Origin of the sequence: Mesorhizobium sp. LCM 4576, assembly GCF_001854815.1 — a bacterium.
Taxonomy (GTDB): Bacteria; Pseudomonadota; Alphaproteobacteria; order Rhizobiales; family Rhizobiaceae; genus Mesorhizobium; species Mesorhizobium plurifarium.
The window spans coordinates 69,310-84,392 of the sequence record NZ_MDDT01000024.1 but is presented as its reverse complement, the minus strand read 5'-3'; the positions used below and the strand labels follow the sequence as shown (position 1 = coordinate 84,392).

Annotated in this window: 17 protein-coding genes; 3 read left to right on the top strand and 14 right to left on the bottom strand. The window is 62.3% G+C overall.

Annotation, left to right across the window (positions count from 1 at the left end; translation table 11 throughout):
- Window positions 1–52 precede the first annotated feature (52 nt).
- Both LCM4576_RS13450 and LCM4576_RS36810 read left to right on the top strand, forming a co-directional pair.
- The gene (locus LCM4576_RS13450; RefSeq protein WP_040990444.1) at window positions 53–271 is read left to right on the top strand and encodes a hypothetical protein; all 219 of its coding nucleotides are present in this window, start codon (window positions 53–55) and stop codon (window positions 269–271) included.
- 174 nt (window positions 272–445) lie between these two features.
- Window positions 446–622, top strand: coding sequence for a hypothetical protein (locus LCM4576_RS36810; protein WP_198540247.1), 177 nt, complete (start codon window positions 446–448; stop codon window positions 620–622).
- Window positions 623–631: 9 nt separating this feature from the next.
- On the opposite strand, the gene LCM4576_RS13445 is transcribed toward LCM4576_RS36810, so the two are convergent.
- From LCM4576_RS13445 to LCM4576_RS13415, 7 genes are all read right to left on the bottom strand, one after another.
- Window positions 632–1,216 (bottom strand): sigma-70 family RNA polymerase sigma factor, encoded by a 585-nt coding sequence (locus tag LCM4576_RS13445; RefSeq protein ID WP_071032527.1) that lies wholly within the window; start codon window positions 1,214–1,216, stop codon window positions 632–634.
- 106 nt (window positions 1,217–1,322) lie between these two features.
- Window positions 1,323–2,609: an Nramp family divalent metal transporter gene (locus LCM4576_RS13440; protein ID WP_071032526.1), complete on the bottom strand. Its 1,287-nt coding sequence runs from the start codon at window positions 2,607–2,609 to the stop codon at window positions 1,323–1,325.
- A 280-nt stretch (window positions 2,610–2,889) separates the two neighbouring features.
- Window positions 2,890–3,270 carry a response regulator gene (locus tag LCM4576_RS13435; protein ID WP_041004134.1) on the bottom strand — a complete coding sequence of 127 codons (381 nt, stop codon included), beginning with the start codon at window positions 3,268–3,270 and terminating at the stop codon, window positions 2,890–2,892.
- 25 nt (window positions 3,271–3,295) lie between these two features.
- Window positions 3,296–6,859, bottom strand: a complete 3,564-nt coding sequence (locus LCM4576_RS13430; protein ID WP_071032525.1) for a CheR family methyltransferase — start codon at window positions 6,857–6,859, stop codon at window positions 3,296–3,298.
- Entirely contained in the window at window positions 6,813–7,910 is a 1,098-nt protein-coding gene (locus LCM4576_RS13425; protein WP_083361391.1) for a chemotaxis protein CheB, read from the bottom strand. Before LCM4576_RS13425 ends, LCM4576_RS13430 begins: the two co-directional genes overlap by 47 nt.
- Window positions 7,911–8,036: 126 nt before the next feature.
- Window positions 8,037–8,951: a YihY/virulence factor BrkB family protein gene (locus tag LCM4576_RS13420; protein ID WP_071032524.1), complete on the bottom strand. Its 915-nt coding sequence runs from the start codon at window positions 8,949–8,951 to the stop codon at window positions 8,037–8,039.
- 39 nt (window positions 8,952–8,990) lie between these two features.
- Window positions 8,991–9,980 (bottom strand): SDR family oxidoreductase, encoded by a 990-nt coding sequence (locus LCM4576_RS13415; protein WP_071032523.1) that lies wholly within the window; start codon window positions 9,978–9,980, stop codon window positions 8,991–8,993.
- Window positions 9,981–10,266: 286 nt separating this feature from the next.
- Here LCM4576_RS13415 and LCM4576_RS13410 point away from each other — a divergent pair, with 286 nt between their 5' ends.
- A complete protein-coding gene (locus tag LCM4576_RS13410) occupies window positions 10,267–10,641 on the top strand; it encodes a hypothetical protein (RefSeq protein ID WP_131803429.1) in 375 nt (124 codons plus the stop codon).
- On the opposite strand, the gene LCM4576_RS13405 is transcribed toward LCM4576_RS13410, so the two are convergent.
- From LCM4576_RS13405 to LCM4576_RS13375, 7 genes are read right to left on the bottom strand one after another with little or no spacing between them, the layout of a single operon-like run.
- Window positions 10,638–11,510: a DUF3618 domain-containing protein gene (locus LCM4576_RS13405; RefSeq protein ID WP_071032522.1), complete on the bottom strand. Its 873-nt coding sequence runs from the start codon at window positions 11,508–11,510 to the stop codon at window positions 10,638–10,640. The two genes, LCM4576_RS13410 and LCM4576_RS13405, sit on opposite strands and share 4 nt — an antisense overlap.
- The gene (locus LCM4576_RS13400; protein WP_041004125.1) at window positions 11,507–11,899 is read right to left on the bottom strand and encodes a phage holin family protein; all 393 of its coding nucleotides are present in this window, start codon (window positions 11,897–11,899) and stop codon (window positions 11,507–11,509) included. Before LCM4576_RS13400 ends, LCM4576_RS13405 begins: the two co-directional genes overlap by 4 nt.
- Window positions 11,896–12,651, bottom strand: a complete 756-nt coding sequence (locus LCM4576_RS13395; protein ID WP_244510795.1) for a hypothetical protein — start codon at window positions 12,649–12,651, stop codon at window positions 11,896–11,898. Before LCM4576_RS13395 ends, LCM4576_RS13400 begins: the two co-directional genes overlap by 4 nt.
- Window positions 12,652–12,672: 21 nt before the next feature.
- Window positions 12,673–13,002, bottom strand: a complete 330-nt coding sequence (locus LCM4576_RS13390; protein WP_071032521.1) for a PRC-barrel domain-containing protein — start codon at window positions 13,000–13,002, stop codon at window positions 12,673–12,675.
- A 2-nt stretch (window positions 13,003–13,004) separates the two neighbouring features.
- Window positions 13,005–13,364 carry a hypothetical protein gene (locus tag LCM4576_RS13385; RefSeq protein ID WP_071033126.1) on the bottom strand — a complete coding sequence of 120 codons (360 nt, stop codon included), beginning with the start codon at window positions 13,362–13,364 and terminating at the stop codon, window positions 13,005–13,007.
- Window positions 13,364–14,584 carry an NRAMP family divalent metal transporter gene (locus LCM4576_RS13380; RefSeq protein ID WP_071032520.1) on the bottom strand — a complete coding sequence of 407 codons (1,221 nt, stop codon included), beginning with the start codon at window positions 14,582–14,584 and terminating at the stop codon, window positions 13,364–13,366. The genes LCM4576_RS13385 and LCM4576_RS13380 overlap by 1 nt, the downstream gene beginning before the upstream one ends.
- Entirely contained in the window at window positions 14,581–15,015 is a 435-nt protein-coding gene (locus tag LCM4576_RS13375) for a hypothetical protein (RefSeq protein WP_071032519.1), read from the bottom strand. Before LCM4576_RS13375 ends, LCM4576_RS13380 begins: the two co-directional genes overlap by 4 nt.
- Window positions 15,016–15,083: the final 68 nt, after the last annotated feature.

Here is a 15,083-nt window from a genome sequence, read left to right as displayed (position 1 = left end):
AAGTTGGGGCGCCGAACCACTCTCGCAGAGCTGACATGCCCAGGAGAAGAAGATGACAACCGGTGGCAAGAAACATATGGGTCGCGGCAGTCAGGGCAAGGGTTCGGGAACCGGAGCGAAGACGGAGCTTCCGAAGGACATGGTCGGCGAAAACGACGTGCTTTCGAACCGGGATAAGAAGCAACACACGAAAGAGCGCGGTCTGGATAGCAATCGCATCAAGTCCGATCAATATCAGGACAACGCGGCAAACCGGGTCCCCAAGGATTGAGGTGGCTTTGGTCTCTTAGGAGTCGGCAAGCCCGCAAAGGGATCTGGTAAAGTTTTCGCTCTGCCCACAGCTTATGCGAAGCCGGAGCCGATGGGCGGCAGGAAGCGCCTTGTAAACTCCGGCGGCCTATGGTCTCAACGTGAAACTAAGGGACCCGTTTGCTGAGAGAATGCCATGACTCGTCGGAGCCAGCGCGATTTCGGCCCCCAGGGGAACCTGAGGGTGGAACAAGAGATTGCGTCGTTGTTGGAAGCCATCGAGCAGGAGAAAATTCCCGATCGGCTGACCGAGCTCGCGATCGAGTTGCAGAATGCCCTGATCCAGAAGCGTCACTGCAAACCGGAGAGCTGATATCCGCCCTTATCGGTGTTGGTCGGCGCCTCGCTCCCAGCTGTCTTCCAGAAGATGGTCCTGTCTTTCGACCAGTGTCTGCGATGAGCTTTCATTCAGGAGTTCCAGAACGTGCACGCGAGCGCGGTTGAGGCGRYTTTTCACCGTTCCAACCRCACAATCGCATATCTCAGCCGTTTCTTCGTAGCTGACCCCCAGCACACCGATCAGCATCAAGACTTCACGCTGATGTTCGGGAAGCTTCTGGATGGCTGCATGAACTTCCTTRCTGCGAAGGGACCAGTCCTGGGTGGCTTCCGAAATCGGTCGGCTGGAGGCGCAATCGAGCAACCCTGGCGCTTCCCTGGCCGCGGCCTTGACGCGCGTGTAGTGCGTGTTGCGCATGATGGTGAAAAGCCAGGACTTCAACCGCGTTCCCGGTTCGAACTTGTCCAAATTGCCGAGCGCTTTGGTCAAGGTCTCCTGAACCAAGTCGTCGGCGTCGTCAGGAACACGGCAAAAGGTACGCGCGAAAGCGCGCAGGGCCGGGATCAGATCGACGACGGAGATTTCCGCCGGTGCACGATCTGGCGCGGCATGACCATTGGGTAACACGGTTCGAACCCCAGCAGAGACATGAGTTTTGATTAGGGACAATGCGTGACAAAGATGATCGTTCCTGTTTTGAAACGAACTTGCTCGGACGCCTCAGCCAGCGCGCCTAAAAGAACCAGCTCGCCACCAAGCCAATCGATGCCGCAAAGATCACCATCGTCGTGATGCCCCCGAGGATATTCGTGCTCCGGCTGTTGACCCGGTCGCCCATGATCCTGCGATCGTTCGTCATCAAAAGAATGAGCAGCAGGAGCGGAGGCGTGGAAAAGCCTTGCACGATGCCAGCCCACACCAAGGCCCGCATCGGATTGAAGCCAAAGAAATTGAGCCCGACTGCGATCAGCGTGAATGCTCCGGTAGCCAGGTAGAAGCCCGGGGCGTCCCGCGGCTTCGCATTCATGCCGTTCTTCCAGCCCATTGTCTGCGCGAGATCGAAGGCCGCACCGGTTGTCATGACGGGAACGGCCAGAAAACCGACTCCGATCACACCGGCGGCGAAGATTATGCCTGCCGCATCGCCGGCAAGCGGCCGCAGCGCGTCAGCTGCCTGGGCCGCCGTTTCGATCTGGGTCTGCCCGGCCTTGTGAAGCGTCGACCCGGTGGAAAGAATGATGAAATACATGATCAGGTTGGAAAAGGTCATGCCGATCAGAATGTCCTTGCGCGACCGGCTCAACTCTTCCTCTGTCGCCCCTTTCCGTTTCTCGAGCGTGTTTCTACCCAGCGCTTTCTCCTCCTCTACCTCCTGGTTGGACTGCCAAGTGTAGAGGTAGGCTGAAAGTGTGGTGCCGATGATCGCGACGAGGATCGACAAATACTCACGGCTGAAGTGAACCTTTGGCAGAAAGGTACCGCTCAGCACCGGCATCAGCTCCGGCCGGGCGAGGACAGCCGAGACGACATAGGCGAGCAGCGCCAATGCCAGCACTCGAAATAGATTCCTGAGAAGATCGTAAGAACCAAAGACCTGAAGAGCAAACATGAACGCCGCAACCAGGGCGACGATGATTGGGATCGGTAACGGCACAAACAGGTTGATCGCCGCCGCCATGGCACCGAGATCCGCAGCAGCTTCGATGGTGTTGCCGATCAGGACACCAACCAGGACAGACCAAAGCAGCCAGCGCGGATAAAAATCAGCGATAACCTGGAAAAGTCCCCGCCCCGATACCTGGCCGAGCTTCGATGAGAGGTACACGACAGTGTACATCATCGGCAGCGTCACGGGCGCAGTCCAAAGCAGGTCCGGCCCGAACCTCGCCCCCGCGCTGGCATAGGTTCCAATTGCCGAGCAGTCGTCGTCGGCCGCACCGGCGATCAAGGCCAGACCGACGGCTCTCCCGATACCTTTGCGCGTTTGCCTGTCTTGCCCTTGATTGGCTTGTTCGGTCATCACTCGCGCTCGGTGCCGTTGGAAAGGATCGGCCGAACATGCGTAAGTGAGTGCCGCCTTTGGGTTTTGGGCCGAACCGCGCAATCAGGTGTTTTGTTCCGCGGCAAGGTCGGCTGATCCGGCTGTCAGGCGTCGCCTCCCGCAAGCTGAATCTGTTGTGGTCATGGACCGGTCGTGACGGCATGGGCAGAGGAAAGCGTCAACCCCTGGTTGGCCCAGGTGCATGYCTTGGCAGCAGCGGCTGAAAAAGTATTGCTGCGGGAGAGAAAGCCGCGAGACGTCAATCCTTGTGCTGGCTGAAACGTGAAACGGCTTCGATGAGCAATCTGGTCTCGACCGGCTTCGACAATCTCGGCGAATTGCGGAACTGATCGGGAAAAACGGTGGCGCTGTCATAACCGGTCAGGAAAACAAACGGCACGTCGCGAGCGGCGAGGTGTTCGGCAAGCGGAAAACTGCGTTCGCCTTGCAGGTTGACGTCGAGCACTGCCCCATCCAACTCGACGCCGTCGATCTGCTCGAGCGCCTGTTTGACGGAGGGCGCGGGACCGACGACATCGCACCCTGCTTCGGTCAACTCGTCCGAAAGATCCAGCGCAACCAGGAAAGCGTCCTCGACGACGAGGATGCGCAGGCCCGATAGTGGAGCGCTTTTGTTCATGCGTGGCTGGACAACGGCTCGAGGCTTACGTCCGGGTTAGGGGAATCTCAAGCAGACACTCCAGGCCGGCAGGCCTGAAGTCCAAAGAAATACTCCCTCCCAACTCGTACTCTAAACTCTGCTGGATGAAAGTGGTTCCAAAATTCCTTCGCGACGGCTCCCGCACGGCCGGGCCCCCCACTTCCTTCCAGTGAATCGACAGCATGCCAGGCTTTGTAACGTCCCAGGAGACTTCGACGCGGCCGGKGTCTGCGGAAAGGGCTCCATATTTGGCGGCGTTGCTGGCAAGCTCGAAGAATACCATGCCCAGTGCGGCCGCCGTTGCCGCATCGAGATGGAATGACGGGCCATGGACAACGAGGTTCTGGCGTTCCGCGCTGTTGTAGGGAGAAAATGTCGCCCTGAGCAGCTGCTCCAGGTCAGCATCGCCCCAATTATGGGAGGACAGCACCTCATGCGTACGGGCCATCGCGTGCAGCCGCTCATGGAACGAGGCAGCGAATTCCCCCATCGAGMCTGACGAACGGATCATACGCCCGGCCAGCGCGGTGATCGTCGCGAGGATGTTCTTCACCCGATGCTGCAGTTCGTGCAGCAATCTTTCCTGCGCGCGCTCGGCTTCCTTGTGGYTGGATATGTCGACCAGCGTCGCTATGGCGCCGCGCACCGYGCCGTTTTCGTCGAACAGGGGGTTGGCCGACATCATGACGTCGATGCCGGAGCCGTCCTCGCGCAGAATTCTCGCTTCATAGGCTGGGATTGCCTTGCCGGTTCGGATCGCCTTGAACAGAGGCTGGTCGTCGGCATCCACTTTGGCCCCGTTGAGCGTCAGCGGCAGGGTAGCAGGGACAGGGATTAGCTTGTCTCCGGTGGCGCGCAGTCCCGCGAGCTCCACCGCGCGCCGATTGGCGCGTATCTCCGCGCCGCCGCCGTCCTCGGCGATGAAGATACCGACCGGCACCAGGTCGAGCAGGGTTTCGAGGCTTTCGACCCGATTGCGCAAATCATGCGAGAGCACGCCGATTCTTTCCTCCGCCCGCGCGATCTGGGTGACGTCGACGAAGGTGACGACCACGCCGGCGATGACGTTATCGACCGTGCGGTAAGGCAGGACGCGCATGATGTAGCGCCTGCCGTTGTCGGTGCCCGCGACCTGCCGCTCAATGGTRCCGAGCCGCTGCAGCACCTGCTCCATGTCAGCCTGYAGCCCGTCGGCGGGAAAACGCGGGCGCACATGCGCGAGAGGCCGGCCGACATCGCTTTCGACCAGCCTGAACAGGTCGCGCGCCGTCGGCGTGAAGCTCTTGATGCAAAGGTCGCGGTCGAGGAACACGGTGGCGATCTGCGTGCTTTCGAGCAGGTTCGCCATATCGTTGTTGGCGCGGCTGAGCTCGTCGACGCGGATGTTGAGCTCGGCATTGACCGTCTGCAGTTCCTCGTTGATCGACTGCAGCTCTTCCTTCGAGGTCTCCAGCTCCTCGTTGGACGATTGCAGCTCCTCGTTGATGGAGGACAACTCCTCGTTGGAGGATTTCAGCTCCTCATTGGAGGATTCGAGCTCCTCCGTCGTGATCTGCAACCGCTCCTTGGTTTCTCTCAACTCCCTTTCGAGCTGGCTGACATTGGCGCTTTCCACATCGTCGGTCGTGTGGACCGGCTCGTCCTCCGATTCCGGCTTGATGCCGCCGACGTCACGGAAGACCAGCATGTAGAGCGGGTCCGACGAGCCGTCGGAGGGCAGTGGCTGCACGGCCAGGCTGATCGTCTGGCGGCCGCCATTGGTGCCGACGGTGATTTTGTTCTGGATCGCCACCTGTCCGGTGCTGGCCGCCTTGTGGAGCGCGGCACGCAGATCCATGCGAAGGCCCCGCCGTGCCATGGAAAAGACGTTGTGGTCGGGGGCGCCCGCGGCGAGCTCGAGATATTTACCGGTGCCGCCCGAACTGTGCATCAATTCGCCGCCGGCGTTGACCACCACATAGGCAGGCGCATAGCGCTCGACGATGACACGCTCCGCCACCTCCTGCAGGGTTCCGTTCGTCGACCGCTGGCGCACATTGGGCGCCGCCTGCCTGGCGGCGGCGGCGAGCGGGAATTCGGGCAGCCGGTGCGGCGTCACCGCCCCGCGCTTCTGGAAAATCCGGCTCGCCTTGTCGACGGTGGAGAAGAGGCGGGCGTGYCGCGTGACGTTCTCCGAAGATCCGAGGAAGAGATAGCCGTTGTTGCGCAGCGCGTAATGGAAGATCGGGACGATCTTTTCCTGCAGTTCCGGTCCCATATAGATCAGGAGGTTGCGGCAGGCGATCAGGTCGAGCTTCGAAAAGGGCGGGTCGCGCAACAGATTGTGCGAGGAGAACAGGCAGATTTCCCGCAATTCGGCGGCGATGCGGTAAGTGCCGTCCTCGCGGGAGAAGAACTCCTTCAGCCRCTTCGGCGTGATGTCGCTGGCGATCGTCGCCGGATACCGGCCGGCGCGAGCCACCTCCAGCGCGCGCTCGTCGATGTCGGTGGCGAATATCTGCAGATTGGGCGAGGCGGCGCCGCGCGGCGCGGCCTCCTTGAGCAGCATGGCGATCGAATAGGCCTCTTCRCCCGTGGCGCAGCCCGGCACCCATACGCGGATCGTCTCGTCGGGCTTGCGGTCCTCGAACAGCCGGGGAATGACAAGTCTCTCTAGGACATCGAAGGCGTGCTCGTCGCGGAAGAAGCTGGTGACGCCGATCAAAAGGTCCTGGAACAGCAGATCGACCTGCTGCGGCTCGTCGCGCAGGCGCTCGTAAAAGGCGGACGGGTCGTCGATCTGCAGCACCTGCATGCGGCGCTGGATGCGCCTAAGGATGGTGTTGTCCTTGTAGCCGCTGAAATCATGGCCGGTTCGCACGCGCAGCAGCGCCGCGATGCGCGAAAGCTGGTCGGCCACATCGCGCTTGCGGCGGTCGCGCTCGCTTTCATTGCGGTTGGCGTGATTGAAATAACCAATCAGCTTTGATGCCATCTCATCGACCGGYATCACCATGTCGACAAGGCCGCTGTGCACGGCGCTGCGCATCATGCCGTCATATTCGGCGCTTTCCTGCGCCAACGTCAGGCCACCACGCTCCTTGATTGCCCTCAGTCCAATCGTGCCGTCGCTGCCGGTTCCGGAAAGAATGATCCCGGCCGCCTGTTCCGACTGCTCCTCGGCCATGGAGGTGAAGAAATCGTCGATCGGCGTCCGCCTGGCGCGCGTCGCAACCATCTTGGCCATATGGAAATGCTGGCCGCGCAGCATCACCGACACACCTGGGGGTGTGACGTAGATCTTGTCGGGCTCGATATCCATGCCCTCGGCCACGGTTTGCGTTTCGATCGCGGTGGAGCGCTGGATGATGCTGGCAAGGACGCTTTCGTGCTCGGCGTCGAGATGTTGAATCACCACATAGGCAAAGCCGCTGTCGGCCGGCACCTGGGGGAAGAATTGCTGCAGTGCCGCGATGCCGCCGGCCGACGCGCYGATGCCTATGATCGGGAAGGGCRCAGCCTCTTTCGCGCCGTCGCGCGAGCTAGCGCTTGCTTTCTTTTTGCTTGCCTTCCTCGCCGTCTGCGCCATTGCCTGCCTGTGCCCGCCTGCTTTCCAGGATGCGCTCGATGACAGCGGCATCCGCTTCGTATTCCCTCGCCCGCTTGCCGAACTCGCTGGCGAGTGTGGCACGGTTCTGCGCCTTTTCCCGCTTGGCCATGCGCCGGGCGAACTCCGCCCGTTGYTGATGCGCCCGCAGCAAGCCCCACAGGATCTCGTCCGCCTCGATCGCCTGCGCCTCCATCACGGCGTCGGCGGTGAAAGCGTGCCCGGTATGGCACCGATAGCGCAACATGTCACCGTCTTCGATCTCCCACAACGGCCCGTGGCATTCCGGGCATGTAAACACCGACAGCTGCCCAAGTCGATCTGCGTCTTTCATCGTCGAATGCTCCTGTGCCGCGATTGCGGCCTCCAGCCTGACCGTCTGTGGGGCCGGCAAGGTCTCGCCGRCCGGCTCAGCCGCCAGCTGCGCCAACAAGCCGCCGAGCTTGGCGGCAGGTTCGCAATGATCGATTTCAACATAACGCAGCGCGCTTTCCACCATGGAAGGTACCAGCGTGTCCTTGGGGTGCTGGACCACCGCGAGACCGCCCACAGACTTGATGGCCCTCAGGCCGGCTGTGCCGTCGGAAAGCGCGCCCGACAGCAGTACGCCGATGACGCTCGCGCCGTAGCTCAGCGCCRCCGAGCGGAACAGCGGGTCTATCGCCGGCCGGGCGAGGTTTTCGCGCGGCCCGCGACGCAGCATCATGTGGTCGTCATGAAGCAGGAGGTGAGCTCCGGGAGGCGCGACATAAATGTTGCCGGTTTCGATTCCTGCGCCGTTCTCGGCCACGGAGGTCTCGAGCGTCGCGATGYGTTGGAGAATTCCCGGCAGATAGCTGACCTGGCYGACATGAATCACTATGAACACGGCCGCGGGCAAATCGGCGGGAAGATCGCTCACTATCTTCTTTAGAGCCTCAACCCCGCCGGCGGAGGCGCCGATGACGATAACGGAGCGGTTGCGCGCGCTGGGTCGCCGCGAGCCTGTCGCCGTTTCGCGAGCAGGTGAAATGCGGTTTCGATCGTCGGCCATGTCACCCTTAGAATTGCCCCCGCCCTGAAACCATAAGTCGTTTAACGGGCGCTCGGTTCCATAGGGCACTCGATCGTGCAGGTCAGGCCGGAAAGTTAGCTCCGTTGTCAAGCACGTGGCGATTGGTCACCTTCGTGTCTTTTCGACATTTTGCTTCACAACCGGCGCGAGATCGGCGCGGCTTCCGCTGCTCACCGAATAAGCACGCGTGATTTCGGCGCCGAACAGAAAAATCTGGGCTGAGTAATAGACCCACAGCAGCACCACCATCAGCGCCCCCGCGGCGCCGTAGGAGGTCGCGATCGAACTGCTGCCGATGTACCAGCCGATCAGCGACTTTCCGATGGTGAACAGAAGCGCGGTGACCAGGGCGCCGACGGCGACGTCTCGCCAGGTGAGGCTGYGGTCCGRCAGGACTTTGTAGATCGCYGCGAAGAGCAAGGCGATCAGCAGGAACGAAACGATCGTGTTGATGGAACTCACGATCAGTTCGCCGAACGGCAGGCGCTGGTTGATCACATCGCTCAATGCCGAGATGGCCGTGCTCGCCGCGAGCGACACCAGGAGCATGAAGYCGAGCGCGGCCACGAGACCAAGGCTTGCCATCCGCGCCCGCACAAGGCTCGAAAGCGACATGTCGCTTGGCTCGACTTTCCAGATCTTGTTCAGCGACTGCTGCATCTCGCCGAAGACGCCGGAGGCCGTTATCAGGAGCGTCACCAGCCCGATGATCGTGGCCACCGTGCCGGACCACCCGCGCGAAGCGGTGGCGATCGTGGCCTTCAAGAGATCGGCGCTCTGCGGACCCATGACGCCCGATATCTCGGCCGAGAGCGCGAGTTGCGCGGCGTCCTTGCCGACAACGATGCCGGCGACCGCCACCACAATCAGAAGGATCGGCGCAAGCGAGGTGGTGGCATAGAAGGCGATCGCCGCGCCATGGCTCAGGGCGTTGTCATCGATGTAGCCGCTTACGCTTTGCTTCAGCAGCGCCCAGGCCTCTTGCGGCCAGCCGGTCTTCGATTTCCTGTCCTGCGCCATGTGTGCTGCCCATCTCCAACGGGCTTTTCCGGGTGGTGCTCAGTAGCCTCCGATGATGGGCAGGATCTCGCCGGTGATATAACTGGAGCATTGCGGCGAGGCCAAAAACACGTAAGCCGGCGCAATCTCTTCCGGCTGGGCCGGCCGCTTCATCGGCGTCTGGGCGCCGAACCGCGAAACGTCCTCGGCCTCCTTCTCCGAGGGGTTGAGCGGCGTCCAAACCGGACCAGGCGCCACTGCGTTCACGCGGATGCCCTTGCTGATGAGATTGYCGGAGAGCGCCCGGGTGAAGGCGTGGATGCCGCCCTTGGTCATCGAATAGTCCACCAGATCCTTCGAACCTTCGATGCCGGTGACGGAACCGGTATTGATGATCGCCGACCCGGGCTTCATATGCGRCACCGCCTCCTGCGCCATGTGGAAGTAGCCATAGAGGTTTGTCTTCAGCGTGGTGTCGAAATGCTGCTCGGTGAGATCGGCGAAGTCGGTCGAATGGATCTGGAAAGCCGCGTTGTTGACGAGCACGTCGATCCTGCCGAAGGCCTTGACGGTCTGCTCGACCAGCTTATGGCAAAAGGTCCGCCTTGAGACGTCTCCGCGAAGCGTGATGCAGCGCCTGCCTTCAGCCTCGACCGCCTGCTTCGTCTCCTTTGCGTCGCGGTCCTCGCTGAGATAGGCGATCGCGACATCCGCCCCTTCCCGCGCGAACAGAACCGCCACGGCGCGGCCGATGCCGGAATCGCCGCCGGTGATCAGGGCCACCTTGCCGTCCAGCTTGCCTGACCCTCGCCAGAACGGCGCGTCGTAAAGCGGCGCCGGTTCGATCGCCCATTCCTCGCYGGGCTTCGGATGATGCTGCTTGGGGAATGGCGGCGCTGGATATTGCCTGGCGCCGGCCTGCATGGCTCGCTGCGATTTGGATTTGCCGTTCGGCTTGGCGCGGTCGGCCGCGTCGACCTTGCGCTGAACGCTCCGCTGCCGGTTCGCCGCGCGATCGGTAGCGGACTTGGTCGGTGAGGCGGATGCCATCGATGTAGCGGATTTTGTCGCTCTGGCGGATTTCGTCGGCATTGCTTTCTCCTTTGATTCTCTCTCGGGACAACGCAGCCGAACAGAAAAGGTTGGCATCGCCACCCAAAGCCCACTTTTTCGGTTGTCCACCGCGCGGCTCGCCCTCGATCCCGCTGTTGGTTGATTGGATGCAACCGGGCAGGCGAGGGGCTGGCGAACTCGTCATGAAATGGAACCGCGGATGATTTAGCCTCTCTTGTCGCGCGAGATACGGAACGACATCGGTGGTTTCGCGTTATGCGCGATGCTTCTCGACGACCACATCAGCATGGCGCAAAGGCATGTTCGGCATGGCGAACTGCACATTGCGCGCCAGCAGGAGCGGATTACCCGATTGAGGAGCAAAAGCCTGCCGACGACGGATGCTCTGACTTTCCTGAGGCTGTTGGAAGACGTTCACGCCCTGCAGCGGCAACACCTTTCGCGACTTCTATCGAAGTCGGCCGCTTCACAAGCAGCGTCCGAGGTTTCGGCTGCCGAGACGCGGCCGGTGCATGCCGCACCCGATTTGATTTCGATTCCCGATCCCATCCTCCGGCTCACGCTGGAGCTTGAGGAGAAGCTCAAAGCCAGAATGAAGTGGCTGACCGCCAAGCCTCCCAAGGGCAAGCTTCACTAGCTTACTCGTCCTGCCGGACTACCTGCCTCGGAATCGGAGAGCTTCTGTCGCACCGACTCGTCGGTCCTGTCGGCCGTGGCTTTGACGACGCCGCCGACCTTGTCGGCCAGCGTCCCCTCGCTTGACGCCTGCCGTCCGGCTTCGTCGCTCGCCGTCTGGTAAGCGTCGGCCGCGACTTGCTTTGCGGCGTCGAGGCCTTCTTTCAAAGTCTCTTCGGCACTGTCCCGAAGCCTCTCGCGATAGGCGCCYAATTGCTCATCCTCGATCTCAGTGTGGGGCAACATGGCGCCGATCGCAGCTCCGATGGCGAGGCCGACGGCAGCCGCGGCGAGAGGCTGGTCCTGAAGCAGGCTATGCGCCGAGCGGGTAGCGCTCGTTGCCATATCGGCCGTAGCTGCCGCCGAACCCGCGAGCGTGTCCGCAGCRCTGCTTGCCATGTTCGACACTGCGCCGGCTGCTTCGCTTGCCATTCCCGAGACGGTTCCGGCCGCTCCGCTGGCTGCTTCGGCAACAGAGCCCGCAACATCCGTGGCCGTCGAACCCATTCCGGCGCCGAATGCTCCATGATCGAGGCTAGGATCGCGCCGCGTCGTACCGTCGGTACCAGCCGAAGCGGCGGAAGTGCCGCTGCCCAACATCAGCCACGCCAAGCCCGCGCCGATTACGGTCAGCGGCAACGGATTGTCCCGCACCTGGACCTTCAGGTTGTGGACCATCTCGGAGCCCGCGCCTCCCCTGAAAAGCCCGGTGAACTCGTCGAAGAGCTGGCCGGGGGTCATCTTGTCGCGAATGGAGTCTGCGGTCGCCACCACCCTTGCGCGCGTGGCTTCCGCCTCGCGTTCGAGCTCGGCTGCGGATTTTTCGGTCATCTCGCTTGTTCCTTGATCACGTTCACGTCACGCTTGAGCTGTTCTTGTGTGCGGTCCGGAGCGAGCTCGGAGGGCGCCATGCTTGCCATGCCGGTCCGCAACAGGATCACGCCCAGCACGGCAACCACCACGCCGACGAGCAGGGCGGACCACCCGGCGCCCAGACCGAGGCGGGCCAGGGCGATGACGAGCGCCTGCAGCAAAACCAGCAGCGCCGCGAGCAAGCATATCGCACCGCCCAGCACCTCGACGGCGCCTGCGCCAGCCTTGGTCGCGTTCTCCGAGATCTCCGCTCTCAGGAGCCTCGCCTCCGTTTGCACGAGCGTGCTCACCTGTTGCGCCAGATCGGCGACCAATGTGCCGAGACTTGGGTTATCCTGAGTGTTCATTTCTTCAGCTCCGCTGCCTTCCCGGGTATGCCGCCGTCGGAGCCCCAATTTGCTGGAGCGGTATCCCGGCGGGCGCTCGTTCCCATGCCGGTTTGTCTGGAATATTCAGGCTTGGCCGTAGACTGCGTCGGACGGCGCGTGCCGGGCGGCGAAGCCTTTATGAAGCGGCCAAGCGCCAATCCCGCCAGAACCGAACCGGCAAGAAGCGTTCCGGGATTCTGGCGGCCAAAGGCCTGGACGTCTTCGAGCACCTGCCCGAATGGCTTCTCCTTCAATGAAGAGGAAAGCCGTTCCAGCCCGCTCGCGGCATCCTRCATGAATTTCGAGGCCGCGCTCTGGTCGCTGTTGGCCAGGTGATCGCTCGCGGCGCGCAGGGCGCCGCCGAAGGCGGACAGGCTCGATCCGATATCGCGCTGCGTCTCCTCGGCCCTTTCGGCGACGGCCTGCCGAGCTTCGGCGGCATAGGCCCCCGTCCTGCGGGCGACGTCATCGCGGGCATCGTGGAACGCTTCGCTGGCGCTTTTGGTTTCTTGCTGGATCCGATTGGAAACTTCGTCCTTCGCCTCGGCGAAGTCGGCGGGCTCGCGGCCCCGATCATTCTCGCGCTGCATGGTGCCTCCTAGTGAAAGCCGAGGAAGGAAAGCACCGCGAGCACAACGACGATCAGACCGATGAGATAAATGACACTGTTCATGGCGCAGCCTCCTCGATGCCGGTCCGAACTTCGCGCCGGGCGCTATGTTCCGCCGCACCAGCAGCTTTTTAGCGAATTATCATTTGCCCTCGGGCCGCGCCTTCAAAGCGGCAAGCTCCTCGTCCGGGCAGAGTAGCCTCGGGCGCTCCGGATCCGAAATATCGAGCTTGTCCCACGGAATGCGATAAAGCCGCTCACGACGCCGCAGCCCGAAGACGTCGAGCAATGCGGTACCGATGGTCGAAGCGGACAGGCGCTCGAATGCGGCAAAGATACCGACATGAAATTCGATGACGACGAGGTCGCCGCCGTCCTGCTCGGCGATGATCTCCTCGATATAGCCAATGCTCCTGCCCTGCTCGGAGAACACGCGCCTGCCGGCAAGGTGATCGAGATGCACGGCCGCCATCCTCAGGCTCCCGGGATTCGGCCGACGACATGTTCGCGCAGCCAGTCCTGCCAGGCGAAGATCCTGGTGCGGCGCACGTCGATGTCGAATTCGATGTCGACGCCGATGTCGCGCACCTTGTTCCACGCGATCCGGTGCGGCCGTGGCTGACGCTTGCCGCTCAGCCTTGCCGCGAGTTTCGCGGTCCATCGTCCGGGCGCCGAGCCAAGCCGTCGCGCCAGCGCAATCGAGCCGAGTTCARCGGCAATGACCCTGGGCGGCTTGCCCGGCCTCAGCTCGGCGACAATGCTATCCACCTTGCCGATCTTGACCTGCTCGCGATCGACGACCTGCTTGTCCAGTATATCGCGCAGCAACTGCATCATGTGCCTCCGAATATCTGCAGCGGAATGGTCACCACCGCCAGCACGAAGCCGAGCGCGATGACGAAAATCACGGCTGCGTTCGAAACCACGCCGTTGCGATGCTTGCCGACATAGCGGTCATCGTTGAGCAGGAAAAGGAAYGGCACGACCGTCAGCGGCAGGCTGGCCGCTGTGAGCGCCATCGAGAAGATGGTGACCTTCAACGGATCGAGACCGAGCGCTATCGGAACGGCGGCGAGGAAGAGCGTCAGCGTGTAGACGAGGCTGAAGCCGGGATCGTCGCGCGGCTTCAGATCCTCGCCCCATGTCCACCCGAACCCCTGCGCGACGAGATAGGCCTGCTGCAACGCCACTTCGAGCGCGGCGCYGAAACAGGCGATGGCCAGCGAAGCCACGAAAAGGACGAAGCCCCAAAAGCCGAACATCGGGATCAGCATCAATGGCAGCTGATTGTAATCGTCCACTTCGGTGACGCCATGAGCGCCAAGCACGAGCGCCGCCACGATCAGAACGCCCACCGAGATCGTTCCGCCAAAGCTCATGCCGAGCCCGGCTATCGCCCGATTGGCGCCGAGATAGCTCTTGTCCCACTGATCTTCGATCGCGCCTGAGGAATAGAACATGAAAAGGTAAGGCGATATCGAGGCGCCGAGAATGCTGACGGCCATGAACCAGTATTTTGCCGTATCGTGGTGCGGCAGGCTGGGCACGGCCCCGAGCRCCACTTCTTTCCATTCGGGGCGAAGCATCACGGCCGCGACGACGAAGCAGAGCGTGACCAGGCCGAGCATCGACACGCCTTTCTCGATGAGGCCGAATGTGCCTTTCCACAACAGCAGCCACGCCAGGAAGGCGACCGGCAGCGCCCACCACTGGAAGCTGATTCCCGTGGCAAGTTCGGCAGCGATAGCCACCCCGCCGATCTCGGCGGAAAGCACCAGGAAGTTGACCAGCAAGGTTGCCAGCAGCGGCCAGATGAAAGCATTGAAGCCGAACCGTTCGCGAATGCCGTCGGCGATGGTGTGATGGCTCACCGCAGCGAAGCGGYCGGCCATCTCGACCAGGAAGATGATGCAGATGGTGCCGAGCACGACCGCCCAGATGAGCTGGAAGCCGAACAGCGCTCCGGCCTGCGCCGCGGTCGCCATCGACCCGACCTCCAGGAAGCCGCCGACGCTGGTGACGACACCAAGCGAGATTTCCAGCAGCTTCTTCATCTGTCGGGCGAGAAATATTGTCGATAGCCGTTGGCGAGATCGCCTTGGGCGGCGCGAAGCTCCTGGAGGGCCTGGCCGGCTTGCGCATGCTGTTCGGCCTCGACTGCGTCCTTGGCCCGCTTTGCCGCGTTCGACAGCCGGTTGACGGTCTCTGCTAACGCATCTCGCTTTGCCTTGTCCGACAGGGGCGCCGATTCCACTTGCCGGCCAGCGTCGGCAAGCGTCTCGGCGAAGCTCTGCAAGGCGGAGGATGCGTAGTGCGACGGTGCGGCGCCCGAGAGCCAGGCATCACTCACCAGCACTGCCGCCTGCGCTGTCGATGCCGCAAGCTTCGACTGCTGGTCGACGGTTTCAGATGAGGAGCAGGAGGCARGCRCCAAGRCCAGCAGGGGCAGGAAGACCCGGCTCGGCCGGGCAATGGTGCGCAACATCTTCCACTCGTTGCAATTGCTTGAAATCGCGAGGATAAGGCCGCAGCCTCAGGAAAGTTCCTCCGTGT